Consider the following 12,523-nt stretch of genomic DNA (forward strand, 5'->3'; position numbering starts at 1 on the left):
TGGCGGTGGACCCCCGGTCGACAAAGTTACGCGGCGTTCGGGGTGGTGCGTGCCCGGGATGGCGCCAACCTGCACTTCTCCGGGCCGAATCGGCCCGGAGAAGTCGACAAAGGGACAGAGTCGGGAGCGTCGAGCCCCTCGCCCGCGGCCGTCAGGCGCTCACCTGCGACCTTCAGGACCGCCCCGGGCGTCAGGCGCCGCTCGCGCCTCCGCCGCCGGTGGTCTCGCCGATCTTGGAGATCCAGTCGGTGACCGTGCTGATCGCGTCGCCGATCGCCTCCCAGTAGCCCTTGCCCTGGGCGACCCAGTCCTGGAGCGGGGTCAGCTCCCAGATGAGCCAGCCGGCGACGATCAGCAGCACCACGGTGAACAGGCAGCCCTTCAGGCAGCCGAGACCGGGGATGCGCATCGGGTTGGCGCTGCGCTGCCTCGGCGGACGCGGTTCGCGCGGCGGGCGCTGGGCGGGCTGCTGAGGTTGCTGCGGCTGAGGCGCGTACTGCTGGCGCTGGGGCTGCTGCGGGGCCTGGTAGCGCTGAGGCTGGTGCTGCTGTTGCTGCTGGTGCTGTGGGTACTGCTGCTGGAGCGGCTGCTGCCGGTTCTGCGGCTGCTGCCGGCGCTGCGGAGGCTGCTGGGGCGCCTGGCGCTGCGGGCGGCGGCGCAGCGGGTCCTGGCTCGGGTCCAGGTACTGCACCTGCGTCTGGTCGTTGCGGTCGCGGGCCGCCTGGAGCTGGGACTGCCAGGGGTGCGGGCCGTCCGGCTGCTGCTGCCCGTCGGGGTGCTGCGGCGGTACGGGCGGCATGACGGCGGTCGGGTCGGCGTGGCCCTGGTTGCCGTGGCCCTGGTGGGAGCCGGGGCCTCCGGTCTGCGGGAGCACGCTGGTGGCCGCGCCGGGGTCGTACGAGCCCGCGTTGCTCGGCAGCACCTGCGTGGGGTCCGCGGCGCCGGGGGTCTCCGGGACGGCCGTCGGCGCCGGGTCCGGGGCGAGCAGGGCGCCCACCCCGTCGGCGGCGGCGATCTGGGCCGAGTTCGCGTGGACGCCGATGCCGGCCGCGACCGTACGCAGGCCGCGGGCCAGGTTCTCGGCGCTGGGCCGGCGGTCCGGGTTCTTGCTCAGGCAGCGCTCTATGACCGTCCACAGCGGCTCGGGGACGGTGGAGGGGCGGCGGGGCTCCTCGCTGAGGTGGCGGTGCAGGACCTCCAGGGCGGTGCCGCCGGCGAACGGCGGGCGGCCGGTGACCAGCTCGTACAGCAGGATGCCGGCGCCGTAGACGTCCACGGCGGAGGTCTGCGGGCGGCCCTCGGCGGACTCCGGTGCCACATAGGCGGGGGTGCCGACGAACTCGTGCGTCCGGGTCAGCCCCGGGGAGTCCGCGAGCCGCGCGATACCGAAGTCGGTGAGCATCGGCGTCATACCGCCGTCGCGCTCGTCGAGCAGCACGTTGGCCGGCTTGAGGTCGCGGTGGACGACGCCGTCGGCGTGGCTGGCGGCGAGCGCGTCGGCGATCTGCGCGGTGAGCAGGGACGCGGCGACCGGCGTGAGCGGGCCGTTGGCGCGGAGGTAGCGGTGGAGGTCGGGACCGTCGATCAGGTCCATCACCAGCGCGAGCAGATCGCCTTCGACGACCAGGTCGCGGGTGCGCACGATGTTCGGGTGCGTGAGCCTCAGGAGGACCGAGCGCTCCCGCAGGAACCGCATCACGACGTCCGCGTCGTTGGCCAGCTCCTCCTTGAGGACCTTGATCGCCACGGTCTCGCCGGGCTGCCCGGCGACGGCCGCCTCGGCGCCCGCGGTCTCCCGCTGGCGGGCTCGCCAGACGGTGCCCGTGGCCCCGCGTCCGAGCGGCTCCTCCAGGAGGTACTTGCTGCCTACAGGCCGCACGTCTTGCACTCCCTGCTGATCGTGGTGCTTGCGGTCCCCCGGGCCCACCCGGATGTTCCGGGCCGACGCTCCGGCCCATGTTCCGGGCCACTCTAATGCCGCCGGACAAGAGGCCGGGGAGTCGCGTTTCGGGGGAAGACGCGCACACCGGACAGATGGTTGCCGCACGCGGTTGACGCTCGGACATCCGAATGCTCGAACAGCAGTTCCGTACGCCTGCGCGGAATGCGGCGGGTAACCCTCGCCACCAGCGTCCGGGCGGCGGGAACAGGACGCAAGCAGGCACTTTTGCGCCCACAGCCGACCATTCAAGATCATTTAAAGGTGACCGCCGGGCGTGTTGTCAGTGGCAGGTGCGAGGATGCCTCCAAGGACGGATCTGACGGGTCGGGAGCCCGAGGTCCGTGACGACCTGTACGGACGACCTGTCCGTGCCGGGTGGGGGGAATCACAGGGCGTTTCCCCTGCCGGGCACCCCGCGCAGAAGGGACCGCCGACGGCGATGCAGATCCGGCTGACCGTCCTCGCGCCGCGCAGCGGCCAGACCCCGGCGCGCGCCTGCGACGTGCTCGTCACCGCCCCCGCCGGGACGGCGCTGGCCGCGGTCGCCTCCGGCCTGGCCCAGGCCGTCTCCGGGCCCGAGGGGTCCCAGGGCGGCGGGGCGGTGGTGCTCTTCGCCGGGCGGGAGCGGCTGGACGCCCACCGCATCGCCCTCGGTGAGCCGCCGCTGGTGGACGGCGCGGTGCTCTCGCTCCAGGTCCCCGGCGAGGACGAGGCGACGGACGACACCGTTCCGGCCCAGCTCCATGTGGTCGCCGGGCCGGACGCGGGCGGGGTCCACCTGCTGCACGGCGGCCGGATCCGGATCGGCCGCTCCACCGAGGCCGATGTGCCGCTGGACGATCCGGACGTGTCCCGGCTGCACTGCGCGGTGACGGTCTCCGAGGACGGCCGGGTCGCGGTCGCCGACCTCGGCTCGACCAACGGCACCTCTCTGGACGGTACGGAGGTCCGCGACCGGCCCGTCCCCTTCCCGTCCGGCGCCCTGCTGCGGCTCGGCGAATCGGCCCTCCGGCTCACGGCGGGCGGGCGCACGGTGAAGCTGCCGACGGCCCCGGACGGCGAGGGCCACCTGCGGGTGAGCCGCGCCGAGGTGGAGGCGTACGCGCCGGGTCAGGCCTCCGTCTCCGCGGCCACCGCTCACGCGTACGGCGACGGGCCGGCGACCGCGTACGCGTCCCGCCCCGAGCCGGCGGCTTACGGGGCTCAGGAGCCCGGGCCCGGTCAGGGCGGACCGGAGGCGGCCGCGCACCGGGGCACCCACGGCGGCCGGGAGCCGTTCGGTGGCGGCGAGGCGCCTCGGCGCGGCGGCATAGGCGCCTGGGCGCGGCGGCTGAAGGGCGGCGGGGGCAGGGGCGAGCAGGCGCCGGGCGCGGAGCGGCCGGGCCGGGAGGCGTGGCAGGAGGCCGGGAGCGCCTCGTCCGGTCACTATCCGGAGGCCCCGGGCACATCGTCGTACGGCTCCTCCGGTTCGGTCGGTTCGGTGGGCTCGCCAGGCGACTCCGGCTCGGTCGGCTCCGTCGGCTCCGTCGGCTCCGTCGGCTCCTACGGTTCGGCCGGCGACTCCGGGCACGCGCATCTCGCCTCCCCCACCTCGCCGCTCTCTCCGTTCTCCGCCGTGCCGTCGGCGCCCGAAGGCACCTGGCCGGATCCGGCGGCGGTGCTGCTGACCGCGCTGGGCCCGGGGCCCCGGCTGTGGGAGCGGCACGACGGGCATCCGGAGGCGCTGGTGGTGCGGCTCGGGACGACCGACCGGGCCGATGTGGAGTCGGTGCCGGTGACGGTGGGGCTGCGGGAGGCCGGTTCGCTGGGTCTGGCCGGGCCGCGCGCGCGGCTGGCGGGGCTGGCCCGCGCCACGGTGGCGCAGCTCGCCGCGCTGCACTCGCCGTTCGACCTGGAGATCGTGCTCATCTCCACGGACCGCGCCCGCTCGCTGGAGGAGCGGCGGCGCGAGTGGTCCTGGCTGGGGTGGCTACCGCATCTGCGCCCGATGCACGGGCAGGACTGCCGACTCCTCCTCGCGTACGACCGTGAGCAGGCGGCCGCCCGGACGGCCGAGCTGGTCCGCCGCCTGGACGAGGGCCCGCTCGGTCCCGGCTGGCCGAACCTGGACCGTACGGAGGTGGCCGACGCGGCCCGCGCGCACAAGGGCCCGCACACGGTGGTCGTCGTGGACGGCGACCCCGGTACGGCGGCGCTGCGCGAGGCGACGGCCCGGCTGGCCGGTGCGGGGGCGGCGGCGGGCATCCACCTGATCTGCCTGGCCGAGACCCCGGCGGCCTCGCCGACCTCGCCGGTGGCCGCGACGTACGACACCGCCTGCCGGGCCTCGATCGCCTTCCGCGAGTGCGGGGCGGTCGCGATGCTGAGCGGTGATGTGGCGACGGCGTTGCGCCTGCTGCGAACGGCGGGCGGTCAGGCGGCGGGCCACGGCACGGTGGCGGCGGTGGACGCGGTGTCGGCGGCCTGGGCCGAGCGGTTCGGCCGGGCGCTGGCCCCGCTGCGGGACGAGGGCTCGGCCGCGCTGGCGGGCCGCCCGACGACGGCCGCGCTGCCGCCTTCGGCCCGCCTGCTGGACGAGCTGGGCCTGGCCCGCGCGACCCCGGCGTCCCTGATGGCCCGCTGGGCCTCCACGGCGGAGGACCAACCGGGCGCCTCGGTCCCCCGGGCCGCCGCCGCGCCCCCGCCCCGGACAGACCTGGAGACCCCCGGCTCGGGCCGCACCTTGAGCGCGGGCCCTCGCGTCGGCCCCCAGCGCACGGCGTCACCGGGCGACCGGGACTCGGAACGTACGCCGTACCCGTCGGCCGGCGAGGGAAGGGGCTCGGGGCGTACGCCGTACCCCGGCGCTTCGACCCACGACTCCGGCCGTACGCCGTACCCGTCGGGCGACGGCCGGGACTCAGCCCGCACGCCGTACCCGGCAGCCGATGGCCGGGACTCAGCCCGCACGCCGTACCCGTCGGCCGACGGCCGGGACTCCAGCCGCACCCTGTATCCGGACAGCCGGGACTCCAGCCGTACGCCGCACCCGGCCGCTTCAGCCCACGACTCCAGCCGTACGCCGTACCCCTCCGCCGAGCACCGGGACTCCGGCCGCACACCGCACCCCTCCCGCACCGCCCACCGGGTCGGCCCGCAAGGCGGCGAGGCCCAAGGGCGGTCCGGCCATACACCGCAGGCCGGCCGGCCCGTGCTCGTGCTCGGGGCCGGGCCCCGGGGTGCCCTCAGCGTCGATCTCGCCGACGAGGGCCCGCACCTGCTCATCGAAGGGCCCGCCGGCAGCGGGCGTACCGAACTGCTGCGAGCCATCGCCGCCTCGCTCGCCTCCTCCGCCCGGCCCGACCGGCTCGGCATCCTGCTCGTCGACGGTGCCGGCGGGAAGCCCGAGGAGCGCGACAGCTCCGCACCGGGACTGCTCCCCTGTACGGAGCTGCCGCACGTCTTCACCCACCTCGTCGCCTCCGACCCGGTCCGGATGCGGGAGTTCGCGCAGGCCCTCGGCGGCGAGCTGAAGCGCCGCGCCGAGCTGCTCGGCCCACTGGACTTCGCCGCCTGGCACGCCCGGTACGCGGAGGCGGCCCAGCAGCAGGAGGAGTCCCGGCGGGTCGTGGGCCAGCGTCCGCCGAGCGGTGCCGAGCACCGGGGCGACCTGGAGTCCCCGGCCAGCGGCACGCTGCGGTTGCGCCAGGTCGCGCCGCGGGCGTCGGACCCGGGCCCCTCACCGCTGCCGCGCCTGGTCGTGCTGGCCGACGACTTCGACGCACTGGTCGCCCCGGGGCTCGGCAGCCCCGGCCGCCCCGCCGCCGGTTCCGTGGTGCGGGCGCTGGAGGCCGTGGCCCGGGACGGCGGCCGGCTCGGGGTGCACCTGGTCGCCACCTCGGCGCGCCCGGACCGCACGGAGGACACCGAGCTGGCCCGGGGGGCGAGGCTGCGCATCGTGCTGGACGCGCCGGTCCTGCCGCCCTCTCCGGACGAACCGGCGCCGGGCCGGGGCCGGTTGGGCCATCCGGACGGCCGGGTGACGCCGTTCCAGGGCGGCCGGGTCACGGGCCGCATTCCGCGTACGGCGACCCTGCGGCCCACCGTCGTACCGCTGGAGTGGGAGCGGATGGGCGATCCGCCGACCCGCCGCCCGGTCCGCGAGCTGGGCAACGGGCCGACGGACCTGGCCCTGCTCGCCAGCGCCCTGGAACGCGCGGCCCGCTCGGTCAACGCCGAGCGCCTGCCTCCGTTGATCCCGTTCCCGACGTGAGCCATGCGTGCGGCCGTGAACCTGACGAGCTACGGATCCAGCCCTTGAGGCCCACCCCCGACCTGTCACTCCTGCCCCTGCCCGCCCGGCCCTCACCTCATTCCGCCACATCCGCGCACATCCGCTGACGCCACGTCACGAGGCCATCACGATCACCGTGTTGGGCCGGACGGCGGTATTGCGGGGCCCGTGCGCCGGGCGTAGGACTGTGCGCACGGACGACGCAGCCCGGGCGACGACAGCGAGGTCGGGCGCGTACGGAAGAGACGGGGCAGGAATGCGGACAACCCTTTCCATACGCAGGGCCGCTCTCGTCTTCACGGCGGTCGGCGCGCTGGCGCTGACCGGCTGCGGGGACGGCGGCGAGCCGAAGAAGTCGGGCGGCGGGACGGACCAGGGCACCGACAGCGCCCCCACCGTCACCCTGCCGAAGCTGGACGGCGAGAACATCTCCGTCGCCGCGGTCTGGACCGGACCCGAGCAGGAGAACTTCACCAAGGTGCTGGGCGAGTTCGAGAAGCGTACGGGCGCGAAGGTCACCTTCGTCCCGGCCCAGGACCCCATCGTCAACTTCCTCGGTACGAAGATCGCCGGCGGCCAGCCCCCGGACGTCGCGATGATCCCGCAGGTCGGCGCCATCCAGCAGGCGGTGGCCAAGAAGTGGGCCAAGCCGGTCGGCGACGAGGCCAAGGCCCAGCTCACCAAGAACTACGCCAAGGTCTGGCAGGACCTCGGCGCGGTCGACGGCACCCAGTACGGCGTCTACTTCAAGGCCGCCAACAAGTCCCTGATCTGGTACAACGCGGCGGCCTTCGACAACGCGGGCGCGGCCGAGCCGAAGACCTGGAAGGACTTCATCACCACCGCGGAGACCATCTCCGCCTCCGGCGTCACCCCGGTCTCCGTGGCGGGCGCCGACGGCTGGACGCTCACCGACTGGTTCGAGAACGTCTACCTCTCGCAGGCGGGCCCGGAGAAGTACGACCAGCTGGCCAAGCACGAGATCCCGTGGACCGACCCCTCGGTCAAGGACGCGCTGACCACGCTGGCCGAGCTGTTCGGCAAGCCGGAGCTGATCGCGGGCGGCGCGGACGGGGCCCTCCAGACGGAGTTCCCGGCCTCGGTGACCCAGACGTTCACCGGCGGCGACCAGCCCAAGGGCGCCATGGTCTTCGAGGGCGACTTCGTCTCCATCAACATCGCGCAGACCGAGGCGAAGATCGGTACGGACGCCAAGGTCTTCCCGTTCCCGGCGGTCGGCGCGGACTCCCCCGTGGTGACCGGTGGCGACGCGGCCGTGGCGCTGAAGGACAGCAAGGGCGCGCAGGCGCTGCTGACCTGGCTGGCCTCGGCGGACGCGGCGAAGATCTGGGCCGAGGCGGGCGGGTTCATCTCGCCGAACAAGTCCCTGGACACGGCCGCGTACCCGAACGACGTGCAGCGCACGATGGCCGAGGCGCTCGTCGCGGCCGGTGACGACGTCCGGTTCGACATGTCCGACCAGGCCCCGCAGTCGTTCGGCGGGACGCCCGGGAAGGGCGAGTGGAAGATCCTCCAGGACTTCCTGAAGAACCCGAAGGACATCGCGGGGGCCCAGCAGAAGCTGGAGTCCGAAGCGGCCAAGGCGTACAAGAGCTGACGCGGTGGCCACCACGAACGCGGAGGGCGCCGGCCCGGCGCCCTCCGCCTCCGCAGACACGGACCTTCCGAAGCCCGCGAAGAACAGGAGCGTGACCGGGACCCGCCGCCTCATCGCGGCGGCGTTCCTGCTGCCCGCGCTGGTGCTGCTCGGCGCGCTGGTGGTCTATCCGATCGGCTACTCCGTCTACCGGTCGTTCTTCGACCAGGCCGGTACCGGCTTCGCCGGGATCGACAACTACACGGCGCTCTTCACCGACGACACGATCCTCACCGCGGTGAAGAACAACGCGATCTGGGTGGTGTTCGCGCCGACCGTCGCCACCGCGCTGGGCCTGATCTTCGCGGTGCTGACCGAACGGATCCGCTGGGGCACGGCGTTCAAGCTGATCGTCTTCATGCCGATGGCGATCTCGATGCTGGCGGCGGGCATCATCTTCCGCCTCGTCTACGACCAGGCGCCCGAGCGCGGAGTGGCCAACGCCGTCGCGGTGAGCGTGCACGACACGTTCAACGAGTCGGCGGGCTTCCCGAAGGCGAAGCCGTTGCCGGTCCATCCGTTGGAGAAGGGTGAGGGCGGGTCGTACGTCTCCAAGCAGCCGGTACGGGCCGGGGAGCCGGTCCAGGTGCCGCTGGTCGGCGTGGCCCCGGCCAAGATGCCCGGCGACGCCCGCCCGGCGCAGGCGGACCCGGCGACGGACGGCGACCGGATCACCGGTACGGCCTGGCTGGACTTCACCCGGGGCGGCGGCGGAAAGCCGAATGTCGTCGACCCGGAGGAGCTGGGCCTGAAGGGCCTCAAGGTGGAGGCGGTCAAGGACGGCAAGGTGATCGCCACCGCGACCGCCGGCGCCGACGGCGTGTTCACGCTGCCCGCGTCGGCGGACGGAGCCCAACTCCGCCTGCCCGCCGACAACTTCCGCGAGCCCTACAACGGCGTCGACTGGCTCGGCCCATCGCTCGTGACACCCGGGATCATCGGGAGTTACGTGTGGATGTGGGCCGGGTTCGCGATGGTGCTGATCGCCGCCGGGCTGGCCGGTCTGCCGCGCGAGCTCCTGGAGGCGGCCCGGGTGGACGGCGCCAACGAGTGGCAGGTGTTCCGCCGGATCACGGTGCCGATGCTGGCGCCGGTCCTGGCGGTGGTGCTGGTGACGCTGATGATCAACGTACTGAAGGTCTTCGACCTGGTCTTCATCATCGCGCCGGGCTCCAGCCAGGACGACGCGAACGTCCTGGCGCTCCAGCTGTACCGCTCCTCGTTCGGCACGGACGCCGACCTGGGCATCGGCAGCGCGATCGCGGTGCTTCTGCTGCTGCTGGTGTTGCCGGTGATGTTGTTCAACATCCGGCGGATGCGGAAGGAGGCGCAGCGATGAGCACATCGACGGAATCCAAAGCCAGGCAGTCCCTCGGCGCCCGGATCGCCGCGCGTCTCGGCGGCGGGGTGATGCGGGTCTTCCTGATCCTGGTCGCCCTGTTCTGGATCATGCCGACCATCGGCCTGTTTCTCTCCTCGCTCCGCGGGCCCGAGGACATCGCCGCCACCGGCTGGTGGAAGATCTTCACCGCCCCGTCCGAGCTGACCTTCGACAACTACCAGCGCCTGCTGGACAATTCGACGATCACCGGCTCACTCGTCTCCACCATCATGATCACCGTGCCGTCCACCGTCCTGGTGGTGGTGATCGGTTCGCTCGCCGGGTACGCCTTCGCGTGGATGGACTTCCCCGGCCGCGACTGGTGGTTCCTGCTGGTCGTCGGCCTGCTGGTGGTCCCCGTACAGGTCGCGCTGATCCCGGTCTCCGAACTCTTCGGCACCATCGGGATCTTCGAGACGACGCTCGGGGTCGTCCTCTTCCACACGGCCTTCGGGCTGCCGTTCGCGATCTTCCTGCTGCGGAACTTCTTCGCGGAGATCCCGCGCGAACTGCTGGAGGCCGCACGGCTGGACGGAGCCGGCGAGATCCGTCTCTTCACCCGGGTCGTGATGCCGCTCGGCGGTCCGGCGATCGCCTCGCTCGGGATCTTCCAGTTCCTGTGGGTGTGGAACGACATGCTGGTGGCGCTGATCTTCGCGGGCTCCGACTCGCCGCCGATCACCGTGGCGCTCCAGCAGCAGGTACGCCAGTTCGGCAACAACATCGACGTCCTGGCGCCCGGCGCCTTCGTGTCGATGATCATCCCGCTGGTGGTGTTCTTCGCCTTCCAGCGGCAGTTCGTGTCCGGCGTCATGGCGGGTGCGGTCAAGTAGCACCTGCGGCAGACAACACCTGGGGCAACGCCCTCACGTACGACGGCACGCACAGCCGTACGTCAACCCGGAGCGGCCCGGTTCCCCGGAACCGGGCCGTTTCGGCGCGCACATCGCCCGAATGCCACGCCCGGCGTAACCCTGTCATTCCATCCGACGTTTGCGGGCCACCTGGTTCCCGCGAACGACCCATGGATGTGTAGTGCCCCGGTTCTCCGTCATCGTGCCCGCATTCCGGGTCCAGGCGTATCTGCACGCGTGTCTGGATTCCGTGCTGAGCCAGTCCTTCAAGGACTTCGAGGTCGTCGTGGTCGACGACTGCTCCCCGGACACCTGCGGCCCGATCGCCGACGAGTACGCCCGCCGGGACCCCCGCTTCACCGCTCTCCACCTCCCCCGCAACGCCGGCCTCGGACCGGCCCGCAACGCCGGCATGGAGCGGGCCACCGGCGACTACCTGATCTTCCTGGACGGCGACGACACCCTCCTCCCCGACGCGCTCCAGACCATCGCGGACCGGCTCGGCACGACCGGCGACCCCGACGTCCTGATGTACGACTACACGCGGACGTACTGGTCGGGCCGGAGCGTACGCAACGTCCTCGCGGACCGGCTCGCGGAACACGGTCCGGCCTCCTTCCGGCTGGCCGACCGCCCCGAGCTCCTCCAGCTCCTCATGGTCGTCTGGAACAAGGCGTACCGCCGTGCGTTCGTCGAGGCGGAAGGGTTCACCTTCCCGCCCGGCTACTACGAGGACACCCCCTGGACCTATCCGGTGCTGATGTCCGCCGGGTCGATCGCGGTCCTGGACGCGGTCTGCGTCTCCTACCGGCAGCGGCGGCGCGGCAACATCCTCTCCACCACCAGCGAGAAGCACTTCGACATCTTCGACCAGTACGACCGGGTCTTCGCGTTCCTCGACGCGCGCCCCGAACTGGCGCTCTGGCGCCCGGTGTTGTTCCGCCGGATGGTCGACCACTTCTGTGCCGTGTACGCCTCCCGGGACCGCCTCCCGCACCTCAGCCGCGCCGCCTTCTTCCGCCGGGCCACCGCCTCCTGCCGCCGCCACGCCACCCCCGGCGCCCCGGTCCCCCGCCGCGCCCGGCTCCGCCACGGCCTGGTCCGGCTCGGCGCGCGCCGCACCTACCGGGCCCTGGCCGCGAGCCGGCGGATCGGCGACGGGCTGCGGCGGAGCACGGCCGGCCTGCGCCGGGCGGTCCGGGGCGCGGCGCTCCGGGCGCACTACCGCCTCCAGCGCCAACTGCCCCTGCGCGCCCGGGACGCGGTCTTCGCCACCGGCGGCGACGGGCCGTACGCGGGCGAGCCGGCCGCGATCGAGGCGAAGGCGCGCGAACTGGTCCCGGGCCTGCGGACCGCGTGGATCTGCCGTCCGCTCCACGGCCCCACCGTGCCGCCCGCCACCCGCACGCTCGCGCCGGGCTCCTTCGCGTACTGGAGCGCCCTCGCCCGCTCCACGTACCTCGTGAACGACGGCGCCTTCGACCCGCGGCTGGTGAAGCGGCGCGGCCAGCTCCTCCTCCAGACCCACCGCGGCACCCCGCTCAGGACCATCGGCACCGATCTCCTGGACCGGCCCGCCGCCGCCCGGTCCACCGACTTCGAGCAGCTGCTGCGCGACGTCGACCGCTGGGACTTCGCGCTCTCCGCCAACCCGCACTCCACCCTCGTACGGGAGCGGGCCTACCCGTCCGGATACACGACGCTCGAATACGGCTCCCCGCGCAACGACGTCCACCACCGCACCGGCCCCGACGACGTGGCCCGCCTCCGCGAGACGCTCGCCGTCCCGGCCGGCGCGACGGCCCTCCTGTACGCCCCGGCCCACCGCGACTACCGCCGCGTCCAGCGGCCCGGCCTGGACCTGGAGCGGCTGATCCGGGTGCTGGGCCCGCAGTTCGTGATCCTGGACCGCGCTCCCGGCAGCGGTCGTCCGCGTACGGCCCACCCCCGGATCATCGACGTCACCGGCCACCCCTGCCCGGAGACGCTGGCGCTCGCCTCGGACGCGCTGATCACGGACTACGCGTCGCTGATGTTCGACTACGTCAACCTGGACCGCCCGGTCGTCCTGCATCTGGAGGACATCGAGGCGTACGAGGCGGCCCGGGGAACCTACTTCGACATCACGGCGTTCCCGCCCGGCGTCGTCGCGCGCGGCCAGGACGAGCTGTTCGACATCTTCGCCACGGACCACTGGCGGGGCTCACGCTCGGCGCAGCTGCGGACGGCGTTCCGGGCCCGGTTCTGTCCGTACGACGACGGGCACGCGGCCGAGCGCGTGGTGCGGCGGGTCTTCCTCGGCGAGACGGACGGACTGCCGCTGCCGGTCCCGCCGTCGGCCCGCCGGGACGCTCTCCCGCTGCAGCAGAACCCGGCGGGCGCGCAGGTGTCCCGGGGCTGAACCGGGCCGGGGCGC

General features: G+C 73.5%; 6 protein-coding genes. 5 read left to right on the top strand and 1 reads right to left on the bottom strand.

Annotated elements, in window-relative coordinates; all coding sequences use genetic code 11:
* Window positions 1–190: 190 nt before the first annotated feature.
* On the bottom strand, window positions 191–1,879 hold the full coding sequence (locus ACQP09_RS11880; RefSeq protein WP_433398266.1) for a serine/threonine-protein kinase: 1,689 nt from the start codon (window positions 1,877–1,879) through the stop codon (window positions 191–193).
* 502 nt (window positions 1,880–2,381) lie between these two features.
* On the opposite strand from ACQP09_RS11880, the gene ACQP09_RS11885 reads away from it, so the two are divergent.
* The 5 genes from ACQP09_RS11885 (at window position 2,382) to ACQP09_RS11905 (ending at window position 12,508) form a co-directional block, all read left to right on the top strand.
* A complete protein-coding gene (locus tag ACQP09_RS11885; protein ID WP_433398268.1) occupies window positions 2,382–6,194 on the top strand; it encodes an FHA domain-containing protein in 3,813 nt (1,270 codons plus the stop codon).
* 277 nt (window positions 6,195–6,471) lie between these two features.
* The gene (locus ACQP09_RS11890; RefSeq protein ID WP_433398270.1) at window positions 6,472–7,833 is read left to right on the top strand and encodes an ABC transporter substrate-binding protein; all 1,362 of its coding nucleotides are present in this window, start codon (window positions 6,472–6,474) and stop codon (window positions 7,831–7,833) included.
* 91 nt (window positions 7,834–7,924) lie between these two features.
* On the top strand, window positions 7,925–9,211 hold the full coding sequence (locus tag ACQP09_RS11895) for a carbohydrate ABC transporter permease (protein ID WP_433406558.1): 1,287 nt from the start codon (window positions 7,925–7,927) through the stop codon (window positions 9,209–9,211).
* Window positions 9,208–10,086 carry a carbohydrate ABC transporter permease gene (locus ACQP09_RS11900; protein WP_433398272.1) on the top strand — a complete coding sequence of 293 codons (879 nt, stop codon included), beginning with the start codon at window positions 9,208–9,210 and terminating at the stop codon, window positions 10,084–10,086. Before ACQP09_RS11895 ends, ACQP09_RS11900 begins: the two co-directional genes overlap by 4 nt.
* 202 nt (window positions 10,087–10,288) lie before the next feature.
* A complete protein-coding gene (locus ACQP09_RS11905; RefSeq protein WP_433398274.1) occupies window positions 10,289–12,508 on the top strand; it encodes a bifunctional glycosyltransferase/CDP-glycerol:glycerophosphate glycerophosphotransferase in 2,220 nt (739 codons plus the stop codon).
* Window positions 12,509–12,523 lie beyond the last annotated feature (15 nt).

Source organism: Streptomyces sp. CA-146814 (assembly GCF_050942385.1).
GTDB lineage: Bacteria > Actinomycetota > Actinomycetes > Streptomycetales > Streptomycetaceae > Streptomyces.